The 16,479-nt window shown below is 38.9% G+C and carries 16 protein-coding genes; all 16 read left to right on the top strand.

From position 1 onward, the window contains the following. Positions 1 to 192: 192 nt before the first annotated feature. On the top strand, positions 193 to 957 hold the full coding sequence (locus T499_RS0103385) for an acyltransferase family protein (protein ID WP_084162873.1): 765 nt from the start codon (positions 193 to 195) through the stop codon (positions 955 to 957). A gap of 10 nt (positions 958 to 967) precedes the next feature. Further along, entirely contained in the window at positions 968 to 2,200 is a 1,233-nt protein-coding gene (locus tag T499_RS0103390) for a glycosyltransferase family 4 protein (protein WP_033149739.1), read from the top strand. A 4-nt stretch (positions 2,201 to 2,204) separates the two neighbouring features. After that, positions 2,205 to 2,969, top strand: coding sequence for a WecB/TagA/CpsF family glycosyltransferase (locus T499_RS0103395; RefSeq protein WP_033149740.1), 765 nt, complete (start codon positions 2,205 to 2,207; stop codon positions 2,967 to 2,969). A 100-nt stretch (positions 2,970 to 3,069) separates the two neighbouring features. Next, a complete protein-coding gene (locus tag T499_RS14600) occupies positions 3,070 to 3,285 on the top strand; it encodes a hypothetical protein (RefSeq protein ID WP_157054495.1) in 216 nt (71 codons plus the stop codon). Next, on the top strand, positions 3,282 to 3,662 hold the full coding sequence (locus T499_RS0103400) for a hypothetical protein (protein ID WP_033149741.1): 381 nt from the start codon (positions 3,282 to 3,284) through the stop codon (positions 3,660 to 3,662). The genes T499_RS14600 and T499_RS0103400 overlap by 4 nt, the downstream gene beginning before the upstream one ends. Before the next feature lie 490 nt (positions 3,663 to 4,152). Next, positions 4,153 to 4,548: a WbuC family cupin fold metalloprotein gene (locus tag T499_RS0103405; RefSeq protein WP_033149742.1), complete on the top strand. Its 396-nt coding sequence runs from the start codon at positions 4,153 to 4,155 to the stop codon at positions 4,546 to 4,548. Positions 4,549 to 4,773: 225 nt separating this feature from the next. After that, positions 4,774 to 5,766: a ComEC/Rec2 family competence protein gene (locus T499_RS0103410; RefSeq protein WP_033149743.1), complete on the top strand. Its 993-nt coding sequence runs from the start codon at positions 4,774 to 4,776 to the stop codon at positions 5,764 to 5,766. Positions 5,767 to 5,769: 3 nt separating this feature from the next. Beyond that, positions 5,770 to 7,065, top strand: a complete 1,296-nt coding sequence (locus T499_RS0103415; protein WP_033149744.1) for a S1 family peptidase — start codon at positions 5,770 to 5,772, stop codon at positions 7,063 to 7,065. Next, entirely contained in the window at positions 7,052 to 7,471 is a 420-nt protein-coding gene (locus T499_RS0103420; protein ID WP_033149745.1) for an ABC-three component system middle component 1, read from the top strand. Before T499_RS0103415 ends, T499_RS0103420 begins: the two co-directional genes overlap by 14 nt. A gap of 2 nt (positions 7,472 to 7,473) precedes the next feature. Further along, entirely contained in the window at positions 7,474 to 10,587 is a 3,114-nt protein-coding gene (locus tag T499_RS0103425; protein WP_033149746.1) for an AAA family ATPase, read from the top strand. Positions 10,588 to 10,605: 18 nt separating this feature from the next. Next, positions 10,606 to 12,981, top strand: coding sequence for an AAA family ATPase (locus T499_RS0103430; RefSeq protein WP_033149747.1), 2,376 nt, complete (start codon positions 10,606 to 10,608; stop codon positions 12,979 to 12,981). Then, a complete protein-coding gene (locus tag T499_RS0103435) occupies positions 12,962 to 14,029 on the top strand; it encodes an HNH endonuclease (RefSeq protein ID WP_033149748.1) in 1,068 nt (355 codons plus the stop codon). The genes T499_RS0103430 and T499_RS0103435 overlap by 20 nt, the downstream gene beginning before the upstream one ends. Before the next feature lie 222 nt (positions 14,030 to 14,251). Then, a complete protein-coding gene (locus T499_RS0103440; protein WP_033149749.1) occupies positions 14,252 to 14,551 on the top strand; it encodes a hypothetical protein in 300 nt (99 codons plus the stop codon). Next, a complete protein-coding gene (locus T499_RS0103445; protein WP_033149750.1) occupies positions 14,542 to 14,844 on the top strand; it encodes a type II toxin-antitoxin system RelE/ParE family toxin in 303 nt (100 codons plus the stop codon). Before T499_RS0103440 ends, T499_RS0103445 begins: the two co-directional genes overlap by 10 nt. 46 nt (positions 14,845 to 14,890) lie before the next feature. Beyond that, a complete protein-coding gene (locus T499_RS15100) occupies positions 14,891 to 15,121 on the top strand; it encodes a helicase associated domain-containing protein (protein WP_033149751.1) in 231 nt (76 codons plus the stop codon). 126 nt (positions 15,122 to 15,247) lie between these two features. Beyond that, positions 15,248 to 16,477 (top strand): AAA family ATPase, encoded by a 1,230-nt coding sequence (locus T499_RS0103455; protein ID WP_033149752.1) that lies wholly within the window; start codon positions 15,248 to 15,250, stop codon positions 16,475 to 16,477. Positions 16,478 to 16,479 lie beyond the last annotated feature (2 nt).

Here is a 16,479-nt window from a genome sequence, read left to right on the forward strand (position 1 = left end):
GTATAGATTTGAAGTCATTCGAGCAATGGCTATCATCTTGATAATTTTTAGTCATTATCTGATGTTTTCTGGGCTAACCCCATCTGTGGGACGTCTGTTGGGGGGGGTAATATGATGTTCTTTACACTATCAGCATTGCTCTTTGGACTAAAATGGGACAAGGATGGTAAAGGGCCGTTTGAAAAATAGTGGATAAGAAAAAGAGGCGTTAAAATCGTATCATCGCTTTATCCTTTCCTGATAATTCTATTAGGTGCTTTTGTCCTATTCGGTGTGCAATTCAGATTTGTCGATGCTGTTTTTAACTTTCTTTTCCTGGGATGGATTGCAAAGTTGCCTGGAAATGGGCATCTATGGTTTCTAACAGTATTAGCTATATGTTACCTTCTTTTTTTCATTATTTCAAGATGCGGATTTGAAAAATGGAATAGACTTTGGATATGGATTGCACTGCTTACAATAGTTGTGGTTTGTGTAATCTTTGTGGAACACTTCAATTTACCAGGACATGCATTTCCAATGCTTTTGATTACGGCCTTTTCGTTTATCAATGCCAAAGAAATCATGGAGAAGGTAACAAACATGAGTATGAGTTTTGTTGTGATACAATTCATAATTATTTCCACTTTCATAGTAATCGTATTTCAATTATTTGAAATTTACCAAATAAGTAGACCACTTGCTTACTTGCTGTATAATGTTGAGGGGTTGTCAATTATGGCATTACTATTAAGATTGAATTTCAATCATCACTATAAAGTAGTTGGTTGGTTATCAGGAATTAGTTTTGAACTTTATCTAGTTCACCATGGCTTTTGTCACGGTGCATTTTCTGTTTTGATTTCAAATAATTATTTAGTATCTCTAATCTTATTATTCTCTGTTTCGTTAGTTACTGCATATCTTTTAAAGAGGCTTGCAGTGCAGATTCAGAGCTTATTTTTGCAATATATTTAAGGAGAGATTTATGCAAAAAGTACTTGTTAACGCCTATGCTTGTTCTCCCAATATGGGAAGTGAGCCTGGTATGGCGTGGAACTGGTGTGTGAATCTGGCTAAGCACTGCGAGCTATTTATTATCACAGAAGAAGAATTCCGTGATAAGATTGAGACTATGATTCCAACACTTCCTCAGGGGAAGAATATGCATTTTTATTATAACCCTGTGACACCCGAAGTGCGACAGATGTGCTGGAATCAAGGCGACTGGCGTTTTTATAAGTATTACAGGCAATGGCAATGGAGAACACTTGAGATTGCCCGAAAGATTTGTGCTGAGCAAAAGATAGATATACTACATCAGTTGAATATGATTGGTTATCGAGAGCCAGGCCTGCTATGGAAGATAAAAGGGCCCAAGTTTGTTTGGGGGCCAGTGGGAGGAATGGAAACTATGCCAATTGCCTATTTGAAAGGAACGGGTTTTAAGACGGTTGCTTTTAATGTTGTAAAGAACATTATCAATTCGTTACAGTATCGCTATCAGCCCAATGTGCGCTACGCTGTGAAAAGGGCTGATACCATTATCGCAGCAACGAGTGGATGCCAGAAGAAACTGCAGAATTACTATCATAAGCAGGTGTATTTGATTAATGAAACTGGCTGCGAGGTAAATGACTTTGTTCATGATTCCCGATTCATGGTTAATGAGTCCGATGAAATGAATCTGCTTTGGGTGGGTAAATTGGACTTCAGAAAGCAGATATCATTAGCGATAGGTGTTCTTGGGAAGCTGAAGGACCTTGATATTGTGCTGCATGTATGTGGCGGAGGTACAGAGGAGCAGGTACAGCAGATGAAAGCTTTGGCTGATACCATAGGTGTTTCTGCTAAACTGAATTACCATGGGATGGTTTCGCATGATGAGGTGCAGCGATTGATGAGAACATCTGATCTGTTCTTGTTTACCAGTATCATGGAGGGTACTCCCCATGTGGTTCAGGAGGCTATTGCCAATCATCTGCCAGTAATATGTTTGGATACTTGTGGACAAGGAGATTGCGTGACTGAGAAATGTGGTGTAAAGGTCGCTTTATCTAAACCAGAAACATCGATAGTAGAAATGGCTGATGCTATTCGGACTTTGTATAATGACAGGAATAAGCTAAAACAGTTATCTGATAATTGCTTGAAAGCTAGCGAGGAAATGTCGTGGGACAGTAAGATTGCAGCCATGATTGGGATATATAAGAATGCGTAACTGAATGAATACATATTTTAATATTAACTACGAGTTTGACAAGGCTGAAGTACATCGGCAGATAGAGGCTGCACAGAAAGGATATATCTGTGTGGCTGATGGTGTGGTTCTGAATAATGCCAATCGTGATGAGGAATATCTGAAGGTTGTGAATGGCGGACTGTTTGCTATTTGCGATAGTAGCTGGGTGCCATTGTATTTGAAATCTATCTATGGTATCAAATATGAGCAGTATTGCGGTGCCGATATATTTAAGGATATTGTATCGTCGCGTAAGTATCGTATGATATTTATGGGTACGAGCCAGAAAACGCTTGATGGACTTCAGAAAGAAATAATGGCTATGAATCCTGATGTGAAGGATATGAAGTTTGTAGAACTGCCTTTCCGTGATGTTGAGGACTTTGACTATCCTGCTATTGCTAAGATGATAGAAGAGGATGGCGCAAAGATAATCTGGGTAGCACTGGGAGCCCCCAAGCAGGAAAAGTTTATGAACAAACTGTTGCCTTATCTAAAAAGTGGCGTGATGATTGCTGTAGGAGCTGCATTTAAATTCTATAGTGGAACAGACGAAAAGCGCTGCCCCCAATGGATACAGAAGCACCACCTAGAGTTTGTATATCGCATCTGCCAGGATCCCAAGAAGCAACTGAAACGTTGTTTTTGGATTGTAGCAACGCTGCCAAAGTTGTATTTCGGGGAAGTTAAACGCAAAAGAGCAGCAGAGCACCTACGACAGGCAATCCCTCATAAAAACGTAACGTGATAATATCGGAATAAATGTGCCACCCCTGCCAAGGGACAACAGCCCTAGAGTCTATGACCCGTCTTAGTCCTTCCTGTTTTAGTTGCAAAGTCCAGATAGAATGCCAGCGGCACTGAAGGAATGTGCCCCCAGTGTGCACGAAGTGTTTAACAACAAGACATCGGGCTTCCGTCGTTTGGTAACCTGGGTAAAGGCTCAGTCTGAGTCTGCTCCCATTGACTCCTGGCTCTTCTGTGGTGAGAATACTGGAGGCTATAGTATTGGTCTAAGCAATTACCTTTATGCCTCTGCTTACGACATGTCATCACGGAGGTGAACAAGGCCATTGCTAAACGCGACCAAAAGATAAAGGATATCATTGCTGCTGATGACGAGCTCAAGGAGATCTTCGACATCATCACCTCCATGCCAGACATTGGCATACAGAATGCGACATGCCTGATGGTCTATACGGACAACTTTCAGAAGTCTATGCTCTCACAAGCAGCATTAGTCGCAATCAAGTTTGACGTGAATGTATACAACTACTATCAGCGTTTAAAAGAACGTGGCAAACATCCTCTGTTGATACACAACAATATCAAAAACAAGATGTTGCATGCGTTAGTTGCAATGGTTAGAGACCGGGTGAAATACAATCCTGATCATGTCTATCAGACAAACAAAGAAATTGCCTATTCTGCGAAATGTTAAATATATAGTTAAATATCAATTAATGTTTGGAATTTAGCATAGAATGCAGGTACGTGATAGCAACGTCCTGCCAGGGGACAGGTTCCTGACATCAACAACTAAACGCCTCGGAGAAGAATGGTTCTCCTGCCAGGGGGGACAGGTTCGTGACATCTGATGGTACGTGACATCAACAGTCAAACGCCTCGGAGAAGATTAGTTCTTTTCCGGGGCGTTTGACGTTTTTCGACACATTTATGCTATTTTTCGTGTGTTTTGTTTGTTGGTAAAAAGAAATTTCGTATATTTGCAGGCGGTAAAAGGAGTTGCAACCTCTGTTACCCCGATTACTTAAATGTGAATAAACTAAAAATGTTACGCAACGCATTGAAACTTAACTAGTTAAGCTGTGCTTTGTGGAAGGTGGTACGTAGAGTTATGCACTTGCCAAAGGACAGTCCCTGGCATCTGGTTACCTTACATCTGAAACATTAAGAACTTTATCGAAAACATGACGATAAACCAAGAAATATTGGACGACCTGACGGAACAAGCTAAGGTTTCGGAAAGGTTGAGGATGAATCTGGATCTTCGTGATTCTGCAGACGACGGAAGCCAGAGAATGCTTAATGCCATCGAGCCTGGTAGTATATTGCCTATCCACAGGCATCAGAAGACTTCGGAAACGATGGTGTGCCTGAGGGGGAAACTCCGGGTGGAATATTATGACGAACAGGAACGTAAATGTACTGAGTCGTTTATATTGGAGCCGAACGGTGTAAATGTGGCTGTGAGTATTCCCCTCGGCATGTGGCATACAGTGAGAGCCTTGGAGAGCGGCACCTGCATCCTGGAAATGAAGAATGGCCCCTACGAACCGCTAAAGGAGGGTGATGTGATGAAGTGATATTAAGCATCCCACGAAGGATGCGCTCTGTCAAGGGACGAGGTCACTTCAGTTCCTGACATCAAGGTACGAGATTTCGTGAGGTATCAATATAAAAAGTTCTTTATAACGCAGGCTTCCACTTGGATTACTCTCATACAATCAATCAAGTGGGGCCTGCTTAACAAAAGCAAAGGTGAGGAAAAAGGTTTCATTGGTGTTGGAGAATGATAATAATTGAGTATTATGGCTGAAACTCAGGTCGAATTACTTAAAGCGACTTATGGTGATTGTATTTTCATCAACATCAATTATGGTGGTAAACTTTTTATCATTATGATTGATGGAGGTCCAGCATATTCTTATCATCATAAAGAAAGAGGTAGAATGAAACCTGGAGTCCTTAAAGATAAACTGGATGAGCTGAAAAACAAAGGAATGACCATTGATCTTATGATTATTACTCATGTGGATGAGGATCATATAGGTGGAATTAAAGCTTGGTTTGAACATGACTTTCCAACATCTGATTTCGTACGAGAGATATGGATTAATGATGATATAGAAATCGAGGATGTATCAAACCTGCAAAATACAAGTGCAAAGGCAGCTTCTTTTATATCAATGCTACGCGAAAAGGGTATGCCCTTCTGCGACAAAATGGTAGCAGGCATAGCGAAGAGCTATGACTGGGGAAGGATAATTGTTTTAGCTCCAAGTGTGACAGATCATAATGTTATTGCCCATGACATAGAAAAGAATCTGAAGAATGCTGATAATGAAAATTACAGTATAAGTATTAAAGATATCATGGAAGCGGATAATAAAAGAGATAAGGTGACTCCTGAGAACGATGCATCTATTGCTCTCCTTGTGCAACTGAATGATGGTGAGAATGATCTTTTCTTGGGTGATGCCAATATTTATACTGTAATTAACGCAATTAAGGATGACGACAGGATAGAAAAACCACTGCATTGCAAGTGGGTGAAGCTATCACACCATGGAAGTAAGAATAACTTTGATCCCAAACTCCTAGAATATGTTAATGCTGATAGATTCATTTTCTCTACAGACGGGAGTTACTATGGGCATCCTGATAAGGAAGTACTAGCTCATCTCGTGGATAAAACAGATGCAGACTTTTATTTTAACTATCCAGAGAGAGGGCGCAGTATGATAACGAATCAGGATATCGTGGACTATCCTCAAGTCTTAAACAGAATAAAAGAAATCTGACTTATGAACTATGCAGACGAATTGAAAGACTTGACGGTTAGAGTTGCTGGGGGAAGTGGTGTGCTGATGCGATTTCCTTCAGAGAGAAGGACTTTTGTACTTACGGCCTGGCACTGCATAAAAGAAGTTGGAGATAACTTTACCATCATACCAAATGAAGATAAATACGGAGATGCGGGAATTACAATTATCGACAAGTGGGAAGACGAGGATAGAGATGTGTGCATAATTGAAATTAACAACTTCTCGGATGATATAAGGACCATAGAGTTTATAGAGAAACCTAATCAGACCGATGTAAATTGTGAACATGCTGGATATCCAAAGTGTACGGAGAAAGATGGAAAAAGGGATTTTCGCAGTCATCCTATCAAACGAATACTGGATAACAAAGGTAGTTATGTGTCATGTCAGTATGAAGATAATATAGCAAATCATGAACTTAAAGGCATGTCAGGTGGAGGAGTCTTTGATAATGACTATCATCTTCTAGGGGTGCATGAAGAGTCGGCCTGCATAGATGAAAAAGAATTATTAGGCTACGCTACTTATATTCCTTGTCGTCATTTCTATAATCTTTTCAAAAGTCATGGTCTTTCGCCAGTTTGGTTCGAAGGGGATTCGCAAAAAACATTGTTTAATCTGGATGACTTTAGAGATTTTCAGAATGACATATTTAATTTTGATCAAAACAAGGGGGCCAAGGCAAAACTACAGAGACTGCTTGACGAAATATCAACCAGTTTAAGTTTTATGATAAACGTTTCGCCAAGAGACTTGTACGATGCATTTCAGACCGCGAGAGAAGGATGTCAGCCTTTACATCATGATCAATTAAAGAAAAAAGACTGGGTGACCTTTGGAGAATTTGTTGTTGTGATTGGAATTATGCTGGGAATTGATGTAGGGCAGGAGTACCAGGAAATTTTTGGGGAATTTCAGTTTGTGCAATCTGACAAAGATTTTGACCTCTATGATATCAGAAACGAGTTAGACCCCAAACTCATTGGTGTGGTAAAAAAGGAAACGAGAATAGTGGTTGGTGGTATCAGAAAATCGGGATATGCTAATGATGTGATGACACCCGGAATACCCGATATCGCCTTGGCAAAAATTCCTGATAGCCTCGACATTGCAACAGGGGGAAAAGGTGCTCTGAACTGTCTGACCTTTATCAATGGAACTTTGTTTAAAGATGCCATGAATGACAACTGCAAAGAAATAATGGAAAAAAGCGATGATGATAGACTCAAGTTTTACATAACCCTGCTAAACAAAGTAATCAATGGAAAAAATTAAGAAATTTGAGACTTTTAAAAAAGATGTGTTTGACATTAAGTCGAATATTGATATCTTTATCACTGCTCCAATGGCATGGACACAATTGGCAGAAAATTGGACTGACATTAGGGATTGTATAGCCACAGGTCAACGATCTCTTGACGATGATTTTGAACGCTGGAACCATTACCTGTTCTATCTTGTAGAGGGAGATGGTGACATTGATGTGAATCTGAAGTATAAAATTGAACATGACACTATATCCTCGCGAAAGATTGTGATTTCGACGAAAGATTACAGTCAGGAAGATTATGAAAAAGTGATTAAGAACTACATCCAGTTTTCGTTGGAAGAAAGTGCTGAAGAAGAAATGGATGGGTTTGAGAAGAACAATCTTTGTATGAAAGTATTAAAAAAGTATTGATTATGAAATTGCGGGATATTTATGTAAAAGCCTTCAGGCTCTTTGATGAAGAATATATAGAATTCGTGAATGAAAGATTTGCGAATAATGGATGCGCAGACTTTGTTACTATATACGCTCCCAATGGTTTTGGAAAAACATCGTTGTTTGATGCGATTGAGTTTGGCATGACCAAAAATATTAAACGACTGAAATTCAGTAACTTTAAGGAAAATGTAGAGTCGGACAAGAAATTGTCGGATATGGGCAGCTTTATTCATAACAAGAAAAAACCAGATGACACTGTAACTATAAAACTAGGCTTGGAAGGTCATGACGGTGGTGATATAGAAACAAAAGTGAACAAGAATGATGAACGTTCTCTGCTGATAAGTGAGCCAAGTAATAAGTATTTCTCCAAGGTTATGCTGGCTCAAGATTGGTTCTCAGAATTCTTGTCGGCACAGAAAGCTGAATCACGTTTCAAGATTTTTATGGAAAACTTTTATGATTCAGAAGGATTACTTGATTATCATGCTCAATTAAAGACTGCATCTAACAAACTGAAATCTGAGATTAAAGGTGATTCTGATAAGAAAAAGAAAAAGGCAAACAGCATCAAAAATGAAGTGGATGAAAACATCATGGATCAGGTTGATAAGATGCAGTCAACCCTAAATGAACTGCTCATAGAGGTGAGTTGGAAAAGAAAGATTGAAGAAACATACCTAAAGAAACTTAATTTTGAAGCATCGAGATTACTTGAGAAGATAGAAAAGAAGACAGGTTACAATAACCTAGTAAGGGGAAATTGCCAGATAATCCTAACAGGGCAGGATGGATTGATTCCTGTTGATAATTTAGATGAAGCCTGCAAGACGTTACAGAATTGCAAAAAGAAACTAGAAGAGTTGAAAACCATACACGCCAAAATTATTAGGCTAAAAGCACTGACAGCACTTGTCGAGAAACTCAACGCAGAGAAGAAGATGCTTGAGGAATGGAATAAAGCGCTTTCATTCCTTATAGAGAAAAACCCCGTTTATCGAGATTATCTTAAGCAGATAGACGCTCAGGAAAATATAATAATTAAGCATACAGTTGAAGAAAAACTACTGGTACAACTTCGGGGAAAATACGCCACGGAACGAACTGGGTATGAAGGAAAACTGACAGAATTAAAAAAAGAATTGCTTAAGATAGGGAAAAGTATCAAAGAGTTCCCTGCTAGATATGCACAGTATGAGGCAGAACTTAAGGAAACAAGAAAGAATGAACAACAAAAAAGCAGTTTAGAAAAGAAACTGATTCTAAATAAGCAAGCAAAAGAGAGCATTGAGAGCCGAGTTAAACAACTGACACAACTCCGTCAAGCTGTCAAAGAGAGAAATATTGAACGAGAAATTGACGGTTATAATGAAAAGACCAAAAGGATAGTTGCACTTACAAAAGAAATAGAATCGCTTGCAAAACAGATTGAAGTTGTGGATGGGGCGATAAAAAAACAAATTTCATATAAGGACAAGGTTGAGGAATTGTTGCTTTATTCAAAGGAGTTGATAGATGCCCAGAAGAAAGGAGTATGCCCTCTTTGTGGACATGATTACCATTCTACCGATGAATTACTTAAAAGTATTGAAGCAAATAAAGCTATATCGGAAACATTGGACATGTTAGGAACCCAAAAGATAAAGTTACACGCAAATGTGAATGAAAAAAATCTTGAACTTAGCATTATTTATACATCACTTGACGAGGAACTTGGTCAGGCATTATATCAGGCAAATGTGGATTTGACAACCGAATTGACGGCAATCAAAGAGATGGAGAAAGAATTGGAAGAATGTGAGCTGAGAATAAAGGAACTCAAAAAGAGAAAAGATGAAGAATTCAAAGATTTCTCTGTACTAACACGAGAACAGATAGAAAAGTCGAATGAGGAAGAGAGGTCTAGACTATCAAAACAAATAGAAGAAACTGATGGCTTGCTTAAAAAGAATATTGAGAATGAAAATAATCTGGTTAACAGTATTGAAGGATTAAATGTCAAAATAGAGGATGCTAAGAAGATAATCAACGAGATAAAGACAAGAGAGGAGTATTTGGCATACGAAAAAAGTCTGAATGGAGCATCATCCGACGAAAGTATGGTGAGCATTTGGGAACAAAAAATAAGTGATAATATCAAGCAGATTGGTGAATTACAGGAACAAGTTAAAGAAGCGACCTCAGAACGTAAGACTCTAGAAGAGAAAGAACAAATCTCAATGACTATGGAAGCTCAAATTACAAATGATTTGGCGGAGGCAGACCGAGAGTCGAATAATCAGCAGAAACGCTATTCTGAGACCGTCCAATTTATCCATGACAAGTGTGGCGTGACGATGGTTGATGGCCAAACAGAGGTGATGGGAATTGTAACAGCGTTTAAAACTGCCAATGAGGATTATAAAAAGCAAAAAGAGTTGTTGGACAAACAACGAGATGCGTTACAAGAATATCAGGGTCTTCTGAAGCTTGCTGGAGAACTGAACGAGCAAAGGACTATCAAGAAAGAAATTGAGGAACTGGGAAAGCAGATAGAAATAGAGAAAGAGTATAAAGGGGCTGTAGATAAGGAGATTGTGGATTTGGAAAACTATCTTGATCGGTATGTTCGTAATTTCTTCCAAGTTGATTTGATTAACAAATTGTATAATCAGATAGACCCACACCCTGATTATAAGAAGATAGAGTTCAACTGTGACTTTAAATATCAGCAACCTCGCTTAAATGTTTTTATGGGGAAAAAAGATGAAAATGAGCAAATTGTGCCGAATCTCTATTTCAGCACGGCGCAGGTGAATATTCTTTCGTTTTGTATATTTATGGCTAAGGCATTGTTTGCCAAGAATGATAAAGGTGAGGATTTAGGATGTATTTTCATTGATGACCCCATACAGGCGCTTGATGACATCAATATATTGTCGATGATAGACTTGCTGAGAAATGTGGCATTCTCGCTGCATAAACAGGTGATATTGACCACTCATGACCAGAACTTTTTTGAATTGCTACAGAAAAAGATTCCGCAGGATAAGTTTAATGCCTGTTATTTGAAGGCAGTGGCGAGGGGAAAGTTTGAGAGAGTGTCTTGATTTATAGATATTGATTGTATGTTTAAGATAATAGCCATCGAAACAATACCTGCCCCTGCGGAATATGCTCAGGGCTATCCTGATATTCCAGAAGAGCTTTCGCCATTAGATATTAAAATAGCCAAAGCCAAGAAAGAACGCTATGACAGCACAATGAGAATATTGAAGGCTGAGGGCGGGCTTAATCGGAGATATGTTTTTTGTAGAGAATACACCTTTGATAGGGATGGTAAATTAAAAAAAGGAGAGTCACTGCTGCCAGAGGGTTTCTATAATCAGATAAGGGAAGAGATTGTTGACAGACAGGGAAATACTAGAGAGATTAAAGTAAACATTTGTGCAATTGTTGGAAAGAATGGTTCAGGAAAGAGCTCGTTATTAGAACTGATGCTCCGACTGCTTAATAATACAGCATATGCACTGAAGGAGGGTATTGATAATAACGGGTCATATGATTTGCATTTCGTAGATGGTATCTTCGCAAGATTGTATTTGGAAAGACCTGATGGAAAATTAATAAGAATAGAACAGGAAGATGCCAAGATTACATTGAGTTATGTGACTGAGGGGACGATTGTTTGGAGGTATAATAATCGAGAAAGAAAAAACAGAGATACAGAGGAGGCTGCCAGATGGCAGAGGGAATGTAAGTGCCAGTTGGAATTCCTGTTCTATACCATTATGGTTGATTATTCTGCGTACGGATTTAATATTGATGATTATCGAGCAGAATGGATTAACCAAAATGAGGAAAACATTCGAGCTGAAGAACAGCGTCGGACTGAAGCTGAATTGCACCTTCAAGAGGAGACACAACACCCAGTTCTTAAAGGAAGAGGAAGTGATGAAGAGAGATGCTGGATAGGGTCGTTGTTCCATAAAAATGATGCTTATCAGACACCAATCGTTATCAATCCGTTTAGGACCAGGGGAAACATAGATTATAATAGAGAGCGCGGGTTGTTGAATGAGAGATTGTTTCTGTTGCTGATGGATAACACTGAGGCAATTTCTGGTATATTGGGTAACAAGGAACCCTATAGTTTTATTTTTAGTAAACAAGAAGAGTATCTTCCGGCATCCAATATAGATTGTAAATTCAGTTGCAAAAAGGTTAATGATGCGTTAGAAGAATACCAGTATTATTATGCCAATTATGATGAGAATGGAAATATTATAAACTATCAGCGTGGTGTCCGTGGTGATAACAATGAAGAAAAAAACAGGATTCTCGAGGAGATCAGCGAACGCATCATCAATTATTGGCAAAAATGTCTAGGTTTCAGGCTTGTAGAGAACATTGATGCGCTTAATGTAGATGTTAAGAGGTATCAGGACAAAATCAGCGCACTGAACTATGTTGTTTATAAGACTATTAAATGTGCCCATTATTACAGTCAATATCATGCCTATAAAGGGAGTATCGGTAGTGGAATCAGGCTTGACGAATATATTAAAAGGCTTTTTTGTGACGATACCCATATTACGTTGAAACTGAGAAGAGCATTGGCACAGCTGATTTTCGGGCATTATGGCACAGAGATGTATATAAATGCAGGAGGTGAGACGTCAGAGATAATACTGCAGACCTTTAAAAATCGATTGAATGACAAACTGCAGCATTGTGCACAGGTCTTGTCAAATAGGAGGGATCGTATGCCAGTTGATGATCCGTTCAGCGATGAGGATTTTACACAGCTTGGACTTACTAGAAAGACAGAATGGAAAAAAGAAGAGCTTTTGCCATCGCCATCACTGTTCACATCGCTTATACTTCAATTGTCTGATGGTAATTTTATATTATTCGACACTCTCAGTTCGGGAGAGAAACAAATGATTTATACGCTTGGTACTACAGTGTATCAGCTACACCATCTGAACTCTGTTGATGCTAGTAAAATTCAGTATCCTTGCGTAAATATTATTTTTGACGAGATAGAACTGTATTATCACCCGGACTATCAGAAAGAACTTGTGAATAGGATGCTGAATGTGATAGGGAATATGACATTGGGAACAGTGGAGCACATTAATATGATATTTGCTACCCATTCACCTTTTATATTGAGTGATATTCCGAAAGACCATATTTTGTATCTTAAGAATGGTAGCGATGTGAGTGTTGAAGTGGAGGTGAATCCTTTTGGGGCTAATATCAATGATGTATTGAGGAGTAGTTTCTTTTTGGAAGACGGTTTTATGGGCGATTTCGTGAGCAAGAATCTGTTGGAACTGATAGATTATATGGAAAAAAAGAATGATAGCACGAAATGGAAGCAGACAGCAGAACAAGTCATAAAGGCCGTTGGAGATCCATTTCTTAAGGCCAGACTGACAGACCTTTTTCAGGAGTATAAACGAAATAAAAGAAGCGATGATACAGTTGCCTGTTGATGTGATATCGGACAAGCATGCCGAGGATTATCTGAAAGAATTGAAGGATGCTGGTAAGATTACTGCATTCAAGAATGCATTAGAAGACATTAAGACAGCTTTCCCTGCAGGAGGGAAAACGTTGTTGAAAATTCCAAAGAAATACCAAACCAAGATTAGCAATGTTTTGAGAAATGACGATATTCACAGGTATATTGATTTGGCCGTACGGAAATATGAGAATTTGTTGATATCTCATCCAAAGGAGTTCCGTCGTATAGTAAGTGATTTTGAGTCTATTATTAAAGGAGATCAGATCAACAGGAAAATTATAGGAGTTGGCAATGTCGTATTGAATTCGCTAAGCAGTAGAATTGTAGAAGCGATGGGGTATCAGACAATCAGGGATGAGGTGTATCCAAAGTACGTTAGGAAGTTGGGCATCAAGACTTGTGTGTATTGTAATGCTAACTATGCGATAACGGATAAAAACGGGAACGGGTATTATGATTTGGATCATTGGAAACCTAAGTCATTATATCCTTATTTGTGTACATCGTTTTATAACCTGCAAGTGTCATGTCCTTCTTGTAATAGGAGGAAAAGCGACAGTGATTTATGTGAATTCTTTCAGTTATGGAATGACCAGACAGACCATAGTGAAGAGGTGCTTAAGTTCGGCCTGAATCATGGGGATGTAGCGAGGTATTGGATAACTCACCAGAGCCAGAAGGAGTATGTCCGGTTCCTGAGCGCAGATTCCCGGTATGAGAAGATGCGGGATGACATGGAGGAACGGCTGCATATAGAAGATAGATATAAAGAACATAATGATGTGACGGAGGAGATATTCTGGAAAGCGAAGGTTTATAATCCATCGTTTCTTGGTTCGCTTCATGATGGACTGAATTCGAATAGTTTCGCAAGTAAGGACGTGAGTTTTCCGATATGCAGAGGTGATATATACCGTTTTATTCTTGGAACGTATGAAATGCCAGAGCAGATTTATTTGAGGCCATTGAGCAAGATGATACAGGATGTAGCGAAGGAATTGAAGATTGAGATATAAGAGCGGTGGAAAAATATTTAGGACAACGAAGTGGACTCAGAAAGTTGGACACAACTTAAAGGGGCACTTCAGTACGTGGCATCAATAGCCAAACGCCTCGGACAAGACAAGTTCTTTTCCGGGGCGTTTGTTGTTTTTTGTCGCGTTTCTGCTATTTTTCGTATTTTTTGTTTGGTGATATTGAGATATTTCGTATATTTGCAGGCAGAATAGCAATTTGTGATGAAAAAGAAAGATACGATTAATGCAGCAGAGCCTGCAGCAGCCTTGTTAAGTGAGGATGTTAGAAAAAGCGGCTTGTTGGCTCAAGTTATGAAACTGAGTCAACCGGATAAGGCGGCTCTTGTAAAATATCTCAATAAGGATATGGATAGGGAGACTCCTTTTGATTCTGATGAATTAGGTAGGATTAAACTTTCATCAGATATGAAAGCTGCAGCATCAAGAGCTGAACGTGATTATGAAGCAGGGAAGTGCTTCTCTGAAGCTGATTTCAAGGAAAGGTTTGCAAAATGGCTTTAGAGATAAGTTTTAGCCGTCAGTTTTTTGATAGCTTGGAGGCTATATTGAATTTTTTTGATGAAAGGAATGGAAGTGATCGTTTCAGCAAGAAATTGCTAAAAATGATTCATAAGCAGATTTTATTGCTAAAGACAATGCCAGAGATTGGAAGATTAACTGATTTTCCTAGTGTAAGAGTTTTGTTTGTAGAACGATTTGGAATAGTGTATCAGATTCGCGATAAGGTGGTGTTGATAATTGATATCTATTCTTGTGAAACAGATCCTGATATAAGAACGTTTAAGAAACAATAACCCCTGCCAGGGGACAGGTCCCTGACATCATAATTATTTGAATTCTATGATACAAGAGGAAAGATGGATGACAAACTATAATGAGGTAAAGACCTTCATAGAAACGAATCATCGGAATCTTTCCAAATATGATTTGGAGGAAAGGCGACTGTATACGTGGATGAAGCATAACCGAAAGCAGATGAATGCTGGGGGATTGAGGTCGGAGAGGATAGCTGTGTTTAAAGAACTGCTTGCGTTGAGCGAACAATATAAACGTAAGAATCAATATGAGTAGAAAACAATGAAGAATTATTAACCGTTGTTAAAAATAGGCGTGTTGTAACTACTTTTTTATTTAAAACTATAGCAAAATCAAATTAAAGTTGTATTTTTGCAGAAAATCTACAAAATTAGAGATGTAATGGTACTTAAAATCGAATTTGAGAACTTCTTCTCTATCAGGGACAGAATCAGGATTGACTTTAGGGCTGCAAGCATTAATACTGCACTTGCTCGAGAACTGAGCCACAATGTTATAGAGTGGAAAGGCGTGCCTGTGCTTAAATCGATTGGGCTGTTTGGTCCCAATGCTTCAGGTAAGTCAAATATCCTGAAAGCTATCACTTTTTGCTGTAGAATGATTCTTGAGTCGCACCTATATAATGAGGGAGTGACCTTTAATTTCGAGCCATTTAAGTTTGATGGATGGCAGAATAAACCAAGTAGATTCTTGATTGATTTTGTTTGTGAGGATGTGGAATACGAATATTCCTTTGAACTTACTCGCGAGCGTATTCTTAGTGAAAGTCTGTATTATTATCCTGTTGGTAGGAGGGCAAAAGTTTTTGTTCGTGACGCCGAGGGGAAATATAGCTTTGGTACCGGCGTAATGGTAAAGCCTTCGGATGTTGCCACTAATACTAGCGTGAAGAATCTTTTCCTTAGTCGTGCCAGTTCTATGAATCGTGAGATTGCTCAAAAGCTTTATCGCTATTTCATGAATCAGTTCCTTCTTGGACTTGTGAATGTAAATGATATGATGATGCTGGATAGCTTTAATACTTACAAAAAGGTTATCCTTAAGGCTCTGGAGATAAGCGATACAGATATTACTGATATAGAGGCAAGAAAGGAACAGGTACCTGCCCCTGTAGCTATTCCTGGGCAACCAGAGATGTCGTATAAGTTAGTGGATGTACTTAGATTTAAGACATTCCACCGCAATCAGAAGGATGTTATGTTCGACATGGATATGGAAGAATCTAATGGTACACGAAAGTTGTTCCAGATTCTTATCCGTTTGCTGGATGTTGTGAAGAATAAGAAAGGCATCATCATGGACGAGTTTGATATGGGACTTCATACTCGCCTTGCTGATTTTATCCTGGATTTGATTCACGCTTCCGAAAGTAGTCAATTACTTTTTACCTCGCACAATACGAACCTAATTGATGTAAGGAGGTTGAGACGTGACCAGATTGTGTTTGTGAATAAGACTGAAGAGGGAGCGACTGATGTATATTCACTATACGACTTTAAGGATTTTCGCGAGAATATGGATGCCGAAAAGGGCTATTTGCAGGGACGCTTTGATGCTGTACCATATGTAGATTCATCGGTTTCTAGTATCAAACAATTATTGGAAGGTTGACT

Origin of the sequence: Prevotella sp. RM4, assembly GCF_000701965.1 — a bacterium.
Classification (GTDB): Bacteria; Bacteroidota; Bacteroidia; order Bacteroidales; family Bacteroidaceae; genus Prevotella; species Prevotella ruminicola.

Bases quoted from the DNA above. Each gene is read 5' to 3' on its own strand.
- T499_RS0103390 (WP_033149739.1), top strand. From the start codon at position 968: ATGCAAAAAGTACTTGTTAACGCCTATGCTTGTTCTCCCAATATGGGA.
- T499_RS0103395 (WP_033149740.1), top strand. From the start codon at position 2,205: ATGAATACATATTTTAATATTAACTACGAGTTTGACAAGGCTGAAGTA.
- T499_RS14600 (WP_157054495.1), top strand. From the start codon at position 3,070: ATGCCAGCGGCACTGAAGGAATGTGCCCCCAGTGTGCACGAAGTGTTT.
- T499_RS0103405 (WP_033149742.1), top strand. From the start codon at position 4,153: ATGACGATAAACCAAGAAATATTGGACGACCTGACGGAACAAGCTAAG.
- T499_RS0103410 (WP_033149743.1), top strand. From the start codon at position 4,774: ATGGCTGAAACTCAGGTCGAATTACTTAAAGCGACTTATGGTGATTGT.
- T499_RS0103415 (WP_033149744.1), top strand. From the start codon at position 5,770: ATGAACTATGCAGACGAATTGAAAGACTTGACGGTTAGAGTTGCTGGG.
- T499_RS0103420 (WP_033149745.1), top strand. From the start codon at position 7,052: ATGGAAAAAATTAAGAAATTTGAGACTTTTAAAAAAGATGTGTTTGAC.
- T499_RS0103425 (WP_033149746.1), top strand. From the start codon at position 7,474: ATGAAATTGCGGGATATTTATGTAAAAGCCTTCAGGCTCTTTGATGAA.
- T499_RS0103430 (WP_033149747.1), top strand. From the start codon at position 10,606: ATGTTTAAGATAATAGCCATCGAAACAATACCTGCCCCTGCGGAATAT.
- T499_RS0103435 (WP_033149748.1), top strand. From the start codon at position 12,962: ATGATACAGTTGCCTGTTGATGTGATATCGGACAAGCATGCCGAGGAT.
- T499_RS0103440 (WP_033149749.1), top strand. From the start codon at position 14,252: ATGAAAAAGAAAGATACGATTAATGCAGCAGAGCCTGCAGCAGCCTTG.
- T499_RS0103445 (WP_033149750.1), top strand. From the start codon at position 14,542: ATGGCTTTAGAGATAAGTTTTAGCCGTCAGTTTTTTGATAGCTTGGAG.
- T499_RS15100 (WP_033149751.1), top strand. From the start codon at position 14,891: ATGATACAAGAGGAAAGATGGATGACAAACTATAATGAGGTAAAGACC.
- T499_RS0103455 (WP_033149752.1), top strand. From the start codon at position 15,248: ATGGTACTTAAAATCGAATTTGAGAACTTCTTCTCTATCAGGGACAGA.